Annotated in this window: 14 protein-coding genes; 13 read left to right on the forward strand and 1 reads right to left on the reverse strand. The window is 42.3% G+C overall.

The genetic code is table 11. From position 1 onward, the window contains the following. The first annotated feature begins 70 nt into the window (after positions 1-70). The 11 genes from thrS (at position 71) to HXT38_RS02370 (ending at position 10,990) form a co-directional block, all read left to right on the forward strand. On the forward strand, positions 71-2,101 hold the full coding sequence (gene thrS / locus HXT38_RS02320; RefSeq protein WP_421791989.1) for a threonine--tRNA ligase: 2,031 nt from the start codon (positions 71-73) through the stop codon (positions 2,099-2,101). Between the two features lie 201 nt (positions 2,102-2,302). Beyond that, entirely contained in the window at positions 2,303-2,959 is a 657-nt protein-coding gene (locus tag HXT38_RS02325) for a CDP-alcohol phosphatidyltransferase family protein (protein ID WP_116971060.1), read from the forward strand. 62 nt (positions 2,960-3,021) lie between these two features. After that, complete coding sequence (locus HXT38_RS02330) at positions 3,022-3,780, forward strand: YebC/PmpR family DNA-binding transcriptional regulator (RefSeq protein ID WP_004106544.1); 759 nt, start codon at positions 3,022-3,024, stop codon at positions 3,778-3,780. A 6-nt stretch (positions 3,781-3,786) separates the two neighbouring features. Then, the gene (gene ruvC / locus HXT38_RS02335) at positions 3,787-4,368 is read left to right on the forward strand and encodes a crossover junction endodeoxyribonuclease RuvC (RefSeq protein WP_004106546.1); all 582 of its coding nucleotides are present in this window, start codon (positions 3,787-3,789) and stop codon (positions 4,366-4,368) included. 87 nt (positions 4,369-4,455) lie between these two features. Then, the gene (gene ruvA / locus HXT38_RS02340) at positions 4,456-5,085 is read left to right on the forward strand and encodes a Holliday junction branch migration protein RuvA (RefSeq protein WP_421791991.1); all 630 of its coding nucleotides are present in this window, start codon (positions 4,456-4,458) and stop codon (positions 5,083-5,085) included. A gap of 94 nt (positions 5,086-5,179) precedes the next feature. Beyond that, on the forward strand, positions 5,180-6,184 hold the full coding sequence (gene ruvB / locus HXT38_RS02345) for a Holliday junction branch migration DNA helicase RuvB (protein ID WP_217428681.1): 1,005 nt from the start codon (positions 5,180-5,182) through the stop codon (positions 6,182-6,184). Positions 6,185-6,243: 59 nt separating this feature from the next. Then, on the forward strand, positions 6,244-6,642 hold the full coding sequence (gene yajC, locus HXT38_RS02350; RefSeq protein WP_004574313.1) for a preprotein translocase subunit YajC: 399 nt from the start codon (positions 6,244-6,246) through the stop codon (positions 6,640-6,642). 140 nt (positions 6,643-6,782) lie between these two features. Then, positions 6,783-7,364, forward strand: a complete 582-nt coding sequence (locus HXT38_RS02355) for an adenine phosphoribosyltransferase (protein WP_116971059.1) — start codon at positions 6,783-6,785, stop codon at positions 7,362-7,364. Between the two features lie 89 nt (positions 7,365-7,453). Further along, positions 7,454-8,827 carry a DUF6350 family protein gene (locus HXT38_RS02360; RefSeq protein WP_064340529.1) on the forward strand — a complete coding sequence of 458 codons (1,374 nt, stop codon included), beginning with the start codon at positions 7,454-7,456 and terminating at the stop codon, positions 8,825-8,827. Between the two features lie 33 nt (positions 8,828-8,860). Beyond that, complete coding sequence (gene purH / locus HXT38_RS02365) at positions 8,861-10,531, forward strand: bifunctional phosphoribosylaminoimidazolecarboxamide formyltransferase/IMP cyclohydrolase (RefSeq protein WP_101886055.1); 1,671 nt, start codon at positions 8,861-8,863, stop codon at positions 10,529-10,531. Between the two features lie 141 nt (positions 10,532-10,672). Then, on the forward strand, positions 10,673-10,990 hold the full coding sequence (locus tag HXT38_RS02370) for a hypothetical protein (RefSeq protein ID WP_004574306.1): 318 nt from the start codon (positions 10,673-10,675) through the stop codon (positions 10,988-10,990). Between the two features lie 8 nt (positions 10,991-10,998). Here the strand turns inward: HXT38_RS02370 and HXT38_RS02375 are convergent, their stop codons facing one another. Beyond that, positions 10,999-11,970 carry an MIP/aquaporin family protein gene (locus HXT38_RS02375; RefSeq protein WP_004106561.1) on the reverse strand — a complete coding sequence of 324 codons (972 nt, stop codon included), beginning with the start codon at positions 11,968-11,970 and terminating at the stop codon, positions 10,999-11,001. A gap of 246 nt (positions 11,971-12,216) precedes the next feature. Here HXT38_RS02375 and HXT38_RS02380 point away from each other — a divergent pair, with 246 nt between their 5' ends. Both HXT38_RS02380 and der read left to right on the forward strand, forming a co-directional pair. Then, positions 12,217-12,990 carry a pseudouridine synthase gene (locus HXT38_RS02380; protein ID WP_004106562.1) on the forward strand — a complete coding sequence of 258 codons (774 nt, stop codon included), beginning with the start codon at positions 12,217-12,219 and terminating at the stop codon, positions 12,988-12,990. Further along, entirely contained in the window at positions 12,987-15,191 is a 2,205-nt protein-coding gene (der, locus tag HXT38_RS02385) for a bifunctional cytidylate kinase/GTPase Der (RefSeq protein WP_421791992.1), read from the forward strand. Before HXT38_RS02380 ends, der begins: the two co-directional genes overlap by 4 nt. Positions 15,192-15,197 lie beyond the last annotated feature (6 nt).

The raw sequence follows: 15,197 nt of genomic DNA on the forward strand, positions 1-15,197 counted from the left end.
AGTTTATCGACGCCACACAAGTCCAGGTCTGCACATTAGTAACGCAAGACCCCGATAGAAAAGGACAATTATGGCTGAAAATACCATCTCCATCACCGTAAACGAGGAACGCAAGGAGGTGGATGCAAGCTTCACTGGCGTTGAACTTTTCGCGGAAGATAAGAATATTATTGCCGTGCGTTTAAATGGCGAGTTGCGTGATTTGTACACGCCTCTTCATGACGGCGATACCGTGGAATCAGTAGCCCTTGATAGTGAAGATGGCATCGCAATCATGCGTCATTCCGCTACTCACGTGATGGCTCAAGCTGTTCAAGAAATTCGACCAGACGCAAAGTTGGGCGTAGGTCCTGTAATTAAAGACGGCTTCTACTATGATTTCGATGTTGATACTCCATTTACGCCAGACGATTTGAAGCAAATCGAAAAGCATATGCAGCGCATTATTAAAGAGTCTCAAAGCTTCCGTCGTCGCGTTGTAACTGAAGATGAAGCGCGCGCTGAAGAAGCAAATCAACCTTATAAGTTGGAGTTGATTGGGGATAAGGAAGCTGCTCTTGATCCGGCTGCTGCTGGCGAAATTAGCAAGCATGAGCTTAGCATGTACGACAATTTGGATCGCGAAGGCAATAAAGTTTGGAGCGATTTGTGCCGTGGACCTCATTTGCCAAACACTCGCTATATTAAGGCTTTTAAGCTTGAGCGTGTTGCTGCAGCTTACTGGCGTGGCTCGGAGCATAATCCTATGCTTCAGCGCATTTACGGAACTGCTTGGCCTAGCAAGGAAGAGCTTAAAGCTTATACAACTCGCATGGAAGAAGCTGCTAAGCGCGATCATCGTAAGCTCGGTCAAGAGATGGATTTGTTCTCATTCCCAGATGAGATTGGTCCAGGCTTAGCAGTGTTCCATCCAAAAGGTGCTGCAATTATTAACGCAATGGAAGATTATTCCCGCGAACAGCATCGCAAGCATCACTACAGCTTCGTACAAACTCCGCACATTACTAAGGGCGGCTTGTATGAGACTTCCGGCCACTTGCAGTGGTACAAGGATGGCATGTATCCTCCAATGAAGCTTGACGAAGAGCGCGACGAAAACGGTAACGTAACTCGCCAAGGTGCTGACTACTACTTGAAGCCAATGAACTGCCCAATGCATAACTTGATCTTCAAGTCTCGCCAGCGTTCTTATCGCGAGCTTCCTTTGCGCTTGTTTGAGTTTGGTACTGTGTATCGCTACGAAAAGTCTGGCGTTGTGCATGGGTTAACTCGTGTTCGTGGCTTGACTCAGGATGATTCGCATATTTACTGCACTCGCGAGCAGATGCGCGATGAGTTGAAGAGCTTGCTTAACTTTGTGCTTGGTCTTCTTAAAGACTTCGGTTTGAACGACTTCTACTTGGAGCTTTCCACTAAGGATGAACACAAGTTCGTTGGTTCCGACGAGATTTGGGAAGAAGCAACTAATACTTTGGCAGAGGTTGCTAAAGAGTCTGGTTTGGAACTCGTGGACGATCCAGGTGGAGCTGCATTCTACGGCCCGAAGATTTCCGTGCAAGCTCGCGATGCAATCGGCCGCACTTGGCAGGTTTCTACTATTCAGCTCGACTTCAACTTGCCTGAGCGCTTTAAGTTGGAATACATTGCGGCTGACGGTAGTCACCAGCGTCCTGTGATGATTCACCGCGCACTCTTTGGCTCTATTGAGCGTTTCTTCGCTATTTTGCTTGAGCACTATGCAGGCGCATTCCCAGCATGGTTGGCTCCAGTCCAGGTGACTGGCGTTCCTGTTGCAGATGAGTTCGCTCCACACTTGCAAAAGTTGATTAGCGATTTGGAAGAGAATATGGTTCGTTGCGAAATGGACAACTCTGACGATCGCTTCGGCAAGAAGATTCGTAACGCTTCTAAGTCTAAGGTGCCTTTCACTTTGATTGCTGGCGAAGAGGATGTGAACAACAATGCTGTGAGCTTCCGCTTCCGCGATGGCAGCCAATTGAACGGCGTTCCTGTTGATCAAGCTAAAGAGTGGATTTTGTCCATCATTAAGCAGCGCGTTCAGGTAAATAGTGCAGAAGATTTCGAGCGTTACACTAAGTAATGTAAGTTATTTAAGTAACGTTACTTAAATAATGCAGTTTCGCTTGAAAACTAAATTGCAATAAATAAACGAAATAAGCAAAAGCCCACACTTCTTAAAGTTGTGTGGGCTTTTGTGTGTATTACAGCCGATTGACTAATATGGGATTGTTTATTGAACCCAAGTTTTATTTGCTTGATTACGCTAGGAAGGTTGCATTCAATGTTGGAATCATTACGCAGTGGGTTTAAGCGCACTATTTCTCCAATTGCAAAATTGCTAGTCCGATTAGGCATAAGTGCTAACTGTGTAACAATTGTCGGCACAATAGCTGTAGTTATTATTGCTTTTGTTACTGCTTTTACTAAACAGTTTGTTGTTGGCACTATATTTTTAACTATTTTTGTGCTTGCAGACAGTTTAGATGGTTCTGTTGCTGCAATAACTACAGGCGGTACTAAATTTGGTGCATTTCTTGACTCAACTCTCGATCGTATTGCAGACTGGTCATTGTTTTCCTCGGTATGCATTTGTTTGTATAACTCTCACGAAAAAGAAATGTGCACTTGGATTTCAACTTTGAATGGCAATGCAATAAAGTATGTAGGCTTATTAAGCTGTTTGGTTGCTCTTATGGCAGCTTTCGTAACTTCATACACTCGCGCTCGCGGTCAGTCAATAAATGTAGATCCTAAAAAAGGTTTAATAACTCGTGCAGATAGAGTTGCTGTGATTCTTGTTGCTATGGGGCTTGTTGGTCTTACAAATCAACTTTTTTGGTTAAGTTTTGCCATGATTCTGCTTGCTATTGGCGGTATTATTACAGTTTTCCAGCGTATTTTTGAAGTAAAGCATGGGCTTGATATAAAAGATAAATAAAATTTGTCGCGAAAGCGCAATAAAATCGTTTCGTTTGATTAACTGTACGTTTTAGGAGTATCATGTCAGGTCATTCCAAGTGGGCGACTACAAAGCACAAGAAGGCCGCTATCGACGCAAAGCGTGGCAAGCTTTTTGCCAAGCTTATTAAGAACATTGAAATTGCTGCACGTTTGGGTGGTGGCGATCCTGATGGTAACCCTACGCTGTACGATGCCATCGTTAAAGCTAAGAAGGCTTCCATGCCTGCTGACAACATCAAGCGCGCTGTAAAGCGTGGTTCTGGTGAAGAAGCTGGCGGCGCAAACTATGAAGAGATCGTTTACGAGGGTTACGCTCCTGCAGGTGTTGGATTGATTATTGAATGCCTTACTGATAACCGCAATCGTGCTGCTGCTGATGTGCGTTCAACTCTTACTAAGGGCAACGGTTCTTTGGCAACAAGCGGTTCGGTGAGCTTTAACTTCGAACGTAAAGGTTTGATTGAAGTTCCATCCGAAGGTGTTGACTACGATAAGCTTTTCGAAGTTGCAGCTGAAGCTGGAGCTGAAGATGTTGCTGATGATGGCGATGTTTATTCTGTTTACACCAATTCCAGTGATTTGGTAACTGTGCGTAAGGCTTTGCAGGAAGCTGGTTTCGACTATGATTCTGCAGATATCATTATGCATCCAAACAATGAGGTTGAATTAAGCTTCGAAGATGCTCAAAAGGTTTCTCGCTTAATCGATAATCTCGATGACTTGGACGATGTTCAGAATATTTACAGCAACTGGACCGCTTCAGATGAGGTTATGGCTCAGCTTGAGGAAGATGAATAGTCTCCTATGATGATTTTGGGCGTTGACCCCGGGCTTACTCGCTGCGGGGTCGGCGTGATTGAAGCCGGCGTCTCGCGTCGGCTTTCTTTTATTCACGTCGATGTGTTGAGGTCTGAGCCTGATCTTTCGCAAGATTTGCGACTTTTAAAGATTTATAACGGATTAGTTGAAAAAATTGAGCGTTTTTCGCCTGATACTGTGTCTATTGAACGTGTTTTTGCGCAAGAAAATCGAAATACTGTTCTTGGCACTGCACAGGTTGCTGGTATCGCAATGCTTGCTGCAGCTCAGCGCAATATTCCTGTTGCTTTACACACTCCTACTGAAGTTAAACTTGCTGTAGCTGGAAACGGAAAAGCTCAAAAACCTCAAGTAGAGCGCATGGTAGCGCGACTACTTGGTCTTAATGTTTTGCCTACTCCTGCTGATGCTGCCGACGCTTTAGCTCAAGCTATTTGTCATGCTCTTCGTCCTTCTGGTGCTTTGCAAGGTGGCGAGCGCGAGCAGCATCTAACTGCTGCACAGAAACAATGGGCTTTAGCTCAAGCTCAGGCGCGTAAATCTTCTTCTGTCGTTCGAGACATGTAGGATATTAATAGAACAGATGTTCTATTATAATTGTATTTGACTTTATGTGCTTTAAGTTATGAGTTTTTGTTAAGTAGGAGTGAGCTTATGATTGGAATGCTTGTTGGGCAAGTTGCGTCAATTGATGCTCGTTCTGCTCTTATTGTTGTTTCTGGAGTTGGCTACGAGACTTATATGCCTTCTCAAGATTTGTCTTCTTTGCATGAAGGGCAGGAAGTTCGCGTTTATACGTCGCTTCAAGTTTCGCAAGATGCTTTAACTCTTTATGGTTTTACAACTCAAGCTGCTAAACGAATATTTTTGCAAGTGCAAAAAGTTAGTGGAATTGGTCCTAAAGTTGCTCTTTCTATGCTTTCAACTTTGAATGTTGATCGTCTTTTACAAGCTATTTCTGAGGGAGATGTAACTTCTCTTTCTTCTGCGCCTGGTTTAGGGAAAAAGGGTGCACAGAAGATTATTTTGGAATTGAAGGGTTCTCTTGATCCTTCAATACTGGCAGATAGTTCTAATGATTCTACTCAATCTAATAAGCAGATTGTTGATTCTAGCGTGCAATGCGTCATAGAGGGTCTTGTTTCATTGGGTTGGAGACAAGTTGACGCTCAAAGAGCAGTTGAGCAAGTCTGTGCAGAGAATAATATTTCAACTCCTATATCTGATGCAGATTTGCCTAATGTCTTACGAATGGCATTAGCTTCACTTGATAGAGGTAGGTAATCATGTTTGTAAAGAATCTAGTATTGGGGGAGTTGAAGTGAGTGAAAAGTATGCTTCTGCGCTAAATACTGGTGTTGCTGAAGAATCCTTACGCATGGTTTCTTCAACTCCTTTAGGAAATGAGCAACTCAGTGATGAGGAGCTTCGTCCTCACGCATTAGAAGGTTTTATTGGCCAACCAGTTTTAAAAGCGCAATTGCAACTGTTTTTAGATGCTGCTAAAAAGCGTGATGTTGCGCCTGACCATATGTTATTGGCAGGCCCTCCTGGATTGGGAAAAACTACATTAGCAATGATTGTTGCTAATGAATTGCAAGTTCCTATTCGAATTACTTCAGGTCCTGCTATCCAGCATGCTGGAGATTTAGCTTCTATACTAAGCGCGCTTGATGCAGGTGAGGTGTTGTTTATTGACGAAATTCATCGTTTGCCTCGTGCTGCAGAAGAGTTGCTTTATATTGCTATGGAAGATTTTCGCGTTGACGTTATGGTGGGTAAAGGTCCTGGCGCCTCATCAATACCGTTAACTCTTCCTCGTTTTACCGTAGTGGGAGCTACTACTAGGGAAGGAATGTTGCCTTCTCCATTGCGTGCTCGTTTTGGTTTTACTGCTCATCTTGATTTTTATCCTCACGAAGAGCTTGAAAAACTTATTGAACGATCTGCTAAAGTCTTAGGGATTCGTCTTGTTGATCAAGCTGCTAAAGAGCTATCATTGCGCTCTCGTGGCACTCCTCGTATAGCGAATCGTTTGTTGAGGCGTGTCAGAGATTGGGCTATTGTGCATGATTTGTCAGAAGTAAATCATGAAGCTGTTGTTGAAGCGTTAGCTTTATACCAGATTGATACGCAAGGTCTTGATCGACTTGATATTGCAGTTTTGAAGGCTATGGTTTGTCAGTTTAACGGTGGACCGGTTGGTCTTAATAATTTAGCTGCAATGGTTGGTGAAGAAGCTGAAACTGTTGAAACAGTATGTGAACCATATTTAGTGCGTGAAGGATTCTTAATTCGCACTCCTAAAGGTCGTGTTGCAACTAGTAAAGCTTGGAAACATTTGGGCTTTAAAGAGCCTAGTAATGTCAGTGAGCTAGCTTAAAATAATTAACTTGGACGGCATTTCGACCGTCTTAGGGTTGGATACTTAAGGAGTTTACTTTGCCTCAATTTTTCCAGCAGTATGGCATGCTTATTATTCTCGTTGTAGCAATGGTTTGCATGATGATGTTCCAGACTCGCAATGCTAAGAAGCGTCAAGCTGAAATGCGTTCCTTCCATGAATCTTTGGAGCCAGGCACTGAAATTATTACAATTGGCGGCATTATCGGCAAAATTGTAAGCGTAGATACGCAGTATGAAGAGATTGTTATCGATTCAGAAGGTAGCTTGATGCGAGTATCTTTCCGCGCTGTAAATAGATTGTATGTGCGTCCAGCGTTTATTAGCGATGAAGAGGCAGAAGCTGCACAAGCAGAAGAAGCTAAGCAGGATGATGCAAATAAGTCTGTAAACGAAGATAACAAGCCAGTATCAGAATCTGCAGAATCTGAAAAGTAATAACTTTTATTTCATAAATTTATAATTTAATACTTAAGTCGTGATGTGTGAGTCAGCGCATGTCTCACACATCACGCGAATATGTGACATTCTTTCCATATTCCAATAACAAGTCTTGTGAAGAAAAGAACGTTAGAATTATGACAGCAACGGATATTACAGTGAAAACGTTGAAAACAGTAAGTAACGATGACGCCGCTTATCTTGCTTCTTTGATTCGTACCGTTCCAGGATTCCCCAATCCTAGTATTATATTTCGTGATTTTCTTCCTATATTTTCAAATGCTCGCTCTTCGCGAATTCTTATTGATTCTTTGATTGATGCATTGCCTGTACCAGCTGATTCAATTGATTTGATTGCTGGGCTTGAAGCTCGAGGTTTTCTTTTTGGACCATTGTTGGCATCTCGGTTAGGCAAAGGTTTTCTTGCTATTCGTAAAGCTGGTAAGCTACCTCCTCCAGTTATTACTGAGTCGTACATGCTTGAGTATGGTCAGGCAAGTATTGAAATTGAAAACGACGCTATTAAGCCAGGTCAACGTGTGCTTATTGTTGACGATCTTATTGCAACTGGAGGCACTGCAAAAGCTGCTGCAAATATTATCAAGCGCGCTCAAGGAATAGTTGCAGGTTTTAGTTTTGTTATTGAACTTACAGGTATTAGTGGAATGAGTGAGTTATGCGATTATCCTTGCAGTAGTTTAATTACTATGCCAGCTTAAAAGTTTATTATTATCGCTTATTATTAAAGTAATATCCTATTTAAAGCAATATATTGGTTTTGCACCTAAAAGAATTGAAAGGAAAAGGCATGGTTGAGAAACTTAAGTCATTCTTAATAAACATGTCTAAAGGTGTAATAACTCCTATTATTGTCATTTTTATTTTTTCTCTTACAATAGGTCTTTTCCTATCTCTCACACTTCTTGTGGTTTCTATCGAAGAGGGAGCAGGCAATCTTTCTGAATCTGCAATGTCTATGACTTGGGCTGTGTTTATGTTTGCTCAAGGCGTAGGTCTTACTTTTGGCAATTGCATTCTTACGATTATTCCTTTAGGTCTTACTTTTCTACTTATTGCAACACTTGTATGTTTAATTCGCCGTATTCGAGGTGGAGATATAGCATATTTTACTGGGCTTGTAGTCTGGGCTGTTATTAATGCGATACTTTCTCAAAATACGCATGTTACTTTATTGGATTCTACTTTTATTGTTGCTTGTAAATCTTCTTGTATTTATTTAATTTCTTTGCTTATAGCGGTTTTTCCAAGCAGCTCATTGTTTATGTCGTTAAAGCAGCGCTACAAGCAAATGTGCCCTGAGTATATTCAAAAAAATATTCGTATTACTAAGCGTACAGCAGTAATTTTATTTGGTTTATACGCTTTCGTTGCGTTAATAACTGTTGTAGTTTGGGCTTGCACAAATTTTGGCTATGTTAATTCATATTTCAATAAATTAGGCATGCAAAATGGTTCTCGTATTCTTACAACTATTGCTTGCTTAGTTTGGCTGCCAAATATTGCTATTTGGGCATTATCTTGGATTTGTGGATCTGGATTTAATATTGGATCTGTTGCACAATTTACTTTAGCAGTTTCTCAGCGTAAATCTTTGCCTCCTATTCCGGTTTTTGGAATATTTCCTGATGCTATTGTTGATGTTATGCATCGCACTGTTTTTTACTCCATAGTTCCAATTTTCTGCTTTATTGTAATGCTTATAACTTTATTGCATAAAAGCGGCTGTGGCTTGCGTTTAAAAAATATTATTGACAAAACCGAGCGTGAGTCTTTTATGTTGAATGCTGTAGAAGCTGCAACTGATAGTGTAGGTGTATCCGCTTTAATTACAATTATGTGGACTGTTGTTTTCTCAATAGCAAATGGTTCATTGGGTGAATGTCGACTTTCTTATATTGGAGTTGACATTATTGAAAGTACTAGAGCTGTTGGTCATCTTACTCTATACGCTTCTGCTGTAGCATGGGTTATTTCGATTTTTAGTATCCTACTTATTTGTGGCGTGCGATATTGCTTTAATCTTATTGCTGCTAGTAAGTCGAATAAACCTGTAAAATCTGCAGAATTAATCGAAAATAAGACTAGTAATAAAAAGAATCAACCTTTGCCTTTGAAAAAAGCTGCTCCTAGGACGGTTTCATCGAAGGCTAAAAGAAAATAATTCCTCACTACTATTTTGGGAAGGAAGGCCGCCGTGCAACAGACACAGAGCAAAGAATCAAACGCAAATGTGCTGATAACCACAGGTGAAAAGCAAATTCGTAGAGTTCTTGTTTCAGTTTTTCATAAAGAGGGACTTGAAATATTAGCTGAAGCATTTAGAAAGGCTGATACTGAAGTAGTTTCAACCGGCTCTACTGCTGCTAAATTGGCTGAACTTGGCGTTCATGTTACTGAAGTTTCTGACGTTACTGGTTTCCCAGAAAGTCTTGATGGAAGGGTGAAGACTTTAGATCCGCATATTCACGCTGGAATTCTTGCAGATATGAGTAATGCTGATCATGTAAAGCAACTTGAAAAGCTAAACATAAAGCCGTTTGATGCTGTAGTAGTTAATTTGTATCCATTCGTAGACACTGTAATGAGCGGTGCTGATAGTGACGCAATTATTGAGAAAATTGATATTGGTGGACCTTCTATGATTCGTGCTGCAGCAAAGAATCATAAGTCTGTTGCCGTTATTACAGATCCTGCAGATTACCAGCTTTTAGCTAATAGAATCGTTTCAGGTGAAGGCTTTAATTTGCAAGAGCGCGAATATTTGGCTGGCAAAGCATTTGCTCATACAGCAGCTTACGATGCTTCTATATCTGAGTGGACAAGTAAAGCATGGCAGAAGCCTGAAAGTTTGAACACAAATGATGAAGAAGATAATCAAAATGCTGAAGCTGTGAAGCTTCCTGCAAACTACACGCGCACTTGGAGTTTAGAGCATACGCTTCGATATGGTGAGAATCCCCATCAGCAAGCAGGATTGTATTTAGATCCTTTGCATAAGGGTGGTTTGGCTCAGGCTGAGCTTCTTGGCGGAAAACCTATGAGCTACAACAATTATGTAGATGCGGATGCTGCTTGGCGTGCAGTTTGGGATTTTGCTCCACAAATTGCGGTTGCTGTTTGCAAGCATAATAATCCTTGCGGCTTGGCAATAGGCGCAACTGCAGTAGAAGCGCACAAAAAAGCTCACGCTTGCGATCCTGTAAGTGCTTACGGTGGCGTGATTGCTGCAAACACTACTGTGACTTTGGAAATGGCAGAAAGTGTGCGCCCAATTTTCACAGAGGTTATTGTGGCTCCAGACTATGAGCCTGAAGCTTTGGAATTGCTTCGCACTAAGAAAAAGAATCTTCGCATTTTGAAGGTTGCAACTCCGCCAGTCTTAGATTTGCAAGTTCACCCTATTGACGGTGGTGCTTTAGTTCAGTCTGCAGATAAGATTGATGCAGTTGGTGATAATCCTGAAAACTGGACGCTTGTTTCTGGAGATCCTGCTGATGCTGACACTTTGCGCGACTTGCAATTTGCGTGGCGTTCGCTTCGTTGTGTAAAGTCTAACGCAATTCTACTTGCGCACGACAATGCTACTGTTGGCATTGGAATGGGGCAGGTTAATCGCGTGGATTCATGCCATTTGGCTGTTGAGCGTGCGAATACTTTGGCTGATGGTGCTGAACGTGCTCGCGGAGCTGTTGCGGCTTCGGATGCTTTCTTCCCATTTGCTGACGGTCCGCAGATTCTTATTGAAGCTGGCGTTCGCGCAATCGTGCAACCTGGTGGCTCTATTCGCGATGAGGAAGTGTTCGAAGCTGCGCGTAAAGCTGGTGTAACGATGTACACTACCGGTACTCGTCACTTCTTCCACTAAAATTGCTTTAACTAAGATTTATAAACAAATAAATTAATCAATATTATGGATGCAGCGTTTGTGTACTTCAAGCGCTGCATCTTTGTGTTAGTGCATAAAACAACTTATGTTTTCTTATCGCGGAGCAGGTATGATACAAGTATGACAGATAGTGAGCATCAGACTAGAAGTGCTAAAACGGAGCATCCGTACGTGTCGGAAAAACGTGAGGGTAAGCCTTATGCTGAATGGATTGTAGCAATTATTATTGCACTTTGCGCATTATTGGCATTTATAGGATATGTAAAAGCCGCCACAGTTGTTATTTCTGTGACGGCTGTACTTCTAGGAGTTATGCGCTTAATTATGCGTCAGCGTAGCCCTTGGAAAGTTCGCTCAGTTGGCTTTGATTCTTTCATAAGTATTACGCTCGGCATAGGTTTGCTTATAACATACGCTTCAATTATATTTTTGCTATAACTTTATTTTTAAAGATTGTTCGCAACGTTATTGTCAGATACGTTTTGAACGTACTCATAGCTCATATCTGGCGCTGCAGGAGCATCTGCTTTTGTGTCTGCAAAATTTTGTATTGGTGCAGGATTTGTTTCATTTGATACAGCAAGTTTTTGTGCTGAGTTTGAAAGAAGCTTTGTTAATAGCAAAACTAGGCTAACAAGCGCTGCGGCAAAAATTGGAGCAATCCAGAATACCCACAATTGACTTAGTGGTTTAACTTCCAAATCATGAGAGTTTGCGAATAATGCGATGCCGGTAGAACGAGCAGGATTCAAACCAGCTCCTGTAATTTGATACGTAATGAAAGCGCCAGCTGCGTATGCAATACCGATGTGTGTTGCATAACCGCATTTAGTATTACCTTCATGGTCTGTGCTGCGCAATGCAGTGGCAACAATCAAAATAACAGCAATAACTTCAACTAATAACGCAGATACTATTCCGAAAGACAAGTTTATTTCTTTTAGTTGACGTGCAGAAAGGGATGCCTTTTCGAATCCGTTTACTATTGAAACAAACCAATACTTTTTGTCAAAACCTGAGCCTTGACCAACTTGTGACGGATCAATGCTTGAATCCTGCTGAGGAATAATAAGAATAAACAATCCTGCAGCTGCAATAGCACCAAGAACTTGGGCAACAATGTAGCATAATCCTGCAGTATATGAAGTGCGTCCAGTAAGCATCGAAGCAACTGTCACTGCAGGGTTAAGGTGGCCTCCAGAAACTTTAGATGCAATATATGTCGCTGCAGCATAAGCGATACCAGTGCCGGCGGCAATCATTAAAACGTTGATTCCGTACATTACGGTAGTAAGAGAATAAAAAGTGTAAACAACGAACATCGCTAAAGCTGTAGCAATAAATTCAGTGCCAATACGAACAATAAGTGGCGCAGCAGTTTTAGTTGTGCTGCACGGCGTATCTGTAGTTTTAATCATAACTTTCCTTAATTTTAGTTGTGCCGCTTTGTTAATGATTGCAACACAATGAAACCTAGGCTATACTATCACGGCTATGCCATACGGTAACATAGGAAGACGTGGTGTTTTTTGATTTATTGCAAATTTAATAAATTGCCACAGAAATTAGTAAGTTAATGAGTAATGAATTGCTTATATTGCGTATTCTTAAGTAAATTCTGGCGCAAGTATGTATGTAATTCTTTAGGTCACGTTGGGAGAACGATGCCAAACGCATATTCCCGCGCCAATCAGGCGCATTCAGATGACAACAACGCCATTCGACTGCAGAAGCTGCTTGCTGAAGCGGGATTTGGTTCAAGACGCAAGTGTGAAGAGATTATTCTTGACGGGCGTGTTGAAGTAGACGACGAATTGGTTACAACACTTGGTACTCGAGTAGATCCAAAACGTCAAAAAGTGCGCGTTGATGGATCTCGCGTAAAGTTCAATACAAAGCTAGTAACGCTCGCATTGCATAAGCCTAAGCGAGTTCTTAGCGCAATGGACGATCCAAAAGGTCGCTTTACTTTAAGAGATATTGTTGGAGACAAGTACGAGCGAATTTTCCACATGGGACGCTTGGATTACGATTCTGAAGGTCTTATTTTAATGACCAACGATGGCGAGCTAAGCCAGCACGTAATGCACCCAAAGTATGAGGTTGAGAAAACTTATATTGCAACTGTTGAAGGCAAAATTAACGGTATGGTTTGCCGCCGCTTGGTTTCGCAAGGCGTAAATCTTGAAGATGGTTGGATTAAGCTCGACCGTTGCGCAATAATCGACCAGAATCACGACACAACCATGGTAAAAGTTGTGTTGCATTCTGGCAAAAATCGTATTGTTCGCAGGATTTTTGGAGCCGTAGGATACCCTGTAAAGCGTCTTGTTCGTACGCAAATTGGCCCTATTAAATTGGGTGACTTAAAAGCTGGATCGTATCGCGTGCTTTCTCAAACAGAAGTGCGCTCGCTTTCTAAGGAGGTTGGCCTGTGATTTGTGTAGCAATTGATGGACCAGCAGGAGTAGGTAAGTCTTCTACTTCTCGTGCTTTAGCGCAATACTATGGTTTTGCGTATTTAGATACGGGTGCGATGTATAGAGCTGCTGCTTGGTGGTGCTTGAAACAAGGTATTGATTTAAGCACGCAACTTGAATTGGATGAAGAAGGAAATCCTGTAAATCCAGCGGATGCTGAACGTTTTAATCAAATTGTTGAAGCTGTTGGAGCCTTATTTACTGAAAGTGACGCTGACTTTAGTGTTGATCCTAAGAATCCTGTAGTGACTGTCGAAGGTGAGGATATTAGCGAAGAATTGCGTTTCAGCGAAGTTTCTTCGCATGTGTCTACTGTATCTTCGATTCCTGCAGTTCGCCGTATGCTTATTGCTGCTCAGCGTGCGTATATTGCTTCAGAGTCAGATGAAGATTCTTTCTCTAAAGGTGAGGGAATAGTTGCAGAAGGACGCGATATTACTACTGTTGTTGCTCCTAATGCTCAAGTTCGAGTGCTTCTTACTGCACGCGAAGAAGTGCGTCAAGCTCGCAGAAACAAGCAGAATATTGCGCAAGAAAATTTGCAAAATAATGAATCTAAAAATAATGAATCTGAAGAAGACGATATTCGCGCTCGTGATGCTAAAGATGCTAAAGTTACGCATTTTCTTCAAGCAGCAGACGGTGTCACAACGCTCGATAATTCTGATTTGACTTTTGAACAGACTCTCGATGCTCTTGTTGAAATGGTTGACGCTGCTATTGAGCAAGATGAGTACGACCGCTATGCTGCTAATCTTGAAGGCTACGATCTTGACGATGAAGATCGTGCGCTTCTTCGAGGCGACGAAGTAAATCAAGACGATGCAAAAGACTCTAAAGCTGTTGGAGTAATCGCCATTATAGGACGACCAAACGTTGGAAAATCAACGCTTGTAAATCGTATTTTGGGTCATCGTGTAGCTGTTGTAGAAGATACTCCAGGTGTTACAAGAGATCGCGTAAGCTACGACGCTGAGTGGGCTGGAACCAACTTCAAGCTTGTTGACACTGGCGGCTGGGAAGCAGATGTTGAAGGTATTGATTCTTCTATTGCTCAACAAGCGCAAGTAGCAGTGCGTTTAAGCGATGCTGTGATTTTCCTAGTAGATGGTCAAGTTGGTTTAACAGCTACAGACGAGCGTATTGTTTCAATGCTTCGCGCTGCAGGTAAGCCTATTACTCTGGCAGTTAACAAGGTTGACGATGCTAGAAGCGAGTATTTGACTGCAGAGTTTTGGAAGCTCGGAATGGGTGAGCCTTACGGAATTTCTGCAATGCACGGCAGAGGCGTTGGAGATTTGCTTGATGCAGCGCTCAATTCTTTGAAGAAAGCGAATAAAACTTCAGGATTCTTAACTCCAGAAGGACTTCGCAGAGTTGCTTTAGTAGGTCGTCCAAACGTTGGTAAGTCTTCGCTTTTGAATCATTTAGCTCATGAAGAGCGATCTGTTGTAAACGATTTGGCTGGAACTACTCGTGACCCTGTTGATGAGGTTGTGCGAGTTGACGGCGAGGATTGGCTGTTTATTGACACTGCTGGTATTAAGCGCAGGCAGCACAAGCTTACGGGTGCTGAATACTATTCTTCACTTCGTACGCAAGCTGCGATTGAACGCTCGGAACTTGCTTTGATTCTTTTCGATTCTTCCCAGCCGATTGCAGAGCAGGATTTGAAAGTTATGAGCCAGGCTGTAGACGCGGGTCGAGCAATCGTACTTGTGTTTAACAAATGGGACTTGATGGACGAATTTTCCAGACAGCGCATGGAACGCTTATGGAAAACTGAGTTTGAGCGCGTAACTTGGGCTGAGCGCGTAAATCTTTCCGCAAAAACAGGATGGCATACGAATCGTCTTGCGCGCGCTATGCGAACAGCTTTAGACAGCTGGGATAAGCGCATTCCTACAGGCAAGCTTAATGCTTTCTTAGGTCGTATTCAGTCTGCTCATCCGCATCCTTTGCGAGGCGGAAAGCAAGCGAGAATCTTGTTTGCTACGCAAGCTTCTACGCGCCCACCGCGTTTTGTAATATTCACAACTGGCTTCTTAGAGCACGGATACCGTCGCTTTATTGAGCGATCACTTCGAGAAGAATTTGGATTCGAGGGAACTCCTATTCAAATCTCCGTAAAAGTACGAGATAAGAAGAAGCGCAAGTAAAGCGCA

The sequence above is a fragment of the Gardnerella sp. DNF01157 genome (genome assembly GCF_049244225.1).
In the GTDB taxonomy this organism is placed as follows: Bacteria; Actinomycetota; Actinomycetes; order Actinomycetales; family Bifidobacteriaceae; genus Bifidobacterium; species Bifidobacterium leopoldii.

Excerpts from the sequence above, each read along its gene's own strand:
- HXT38_RS02370 (WP_004574306.1), top strand. The coding sequence starts at position 10,673 with ATGACAGATAGTGAGCATCAGACTAGAAGTGCTAAAACGGAGCATCCG.
- ruvB (WP_217428681.1), top strand. The coding sequence starts at position 5,180 with ATGGTTTCTTCAACTCCTTTAGGAAATGAGCAACTCAGTGATGAGGAG.
- HXT38_RS02375 (WP_004106561.1), bottom strand. The coding sequence starts at position 11,970 with ATGATTAAAACTACAGATACGCCGTGCAGCACAACTAAAACTGCTGCG.
- thrS (WP_421791989.1), top strand. The coding sequence starts at position 71 with ATGGCTGAAAATACCATCTCCATCACCGTAAACGAGGAACGCAAGGAG.
- ruvC (WP_004106546.1), top strand. The coding sequence starts at position 3,787 with ATGATGATTTTGGGCGTTGACCCCGGGCTTACTCGCTGCGGGGTCGGC.
- HXT38_RS02380 (WP_004106562.1), top strand. The coding sequence starts at position 12,217 with ATGCCAAACGCATATTCCCGCGCCAATCAGGCGCATTCAGATGACAAC.
- HXT38_RS02330 (WP_004106544.1), top strand. The coding sequence starts at position 3,022 with ATGTCAGGTCATTCCAAGTGGGCGACTACAAAGCACAAGAAGGCCGCT.
- HXT38_RS02360 (WP_064340529.1), top strand. The coding sequence starts at position 7,454 with ATGGTTGAGAAACTTAAGTCATTCTTAATAAACATGTCTAAAGGTGTA.
- HXT38_RS02355 (WP_116971059.1), top strand. The coding sequence starts at position 6,783 with ATGACAGCAACGGATATTACAGTGAAAACGTTGAAAACAGTAAGTAAC.
- ruvA (WP_421791991.1), top strand. The coding sequence starts at position 4,456 with ATGATTGGAATGCTTGTTGGGCAAGTTGCGTCAATTGATGCTCGTTCT.
- HXT38_RS02325 (WP_116971060.1), top strand. The coding sequence starts at position 2,303 with ATGTTGGAATCATTACGCAGTGGGTTTAAGCGCACTATTTCTCCAATT.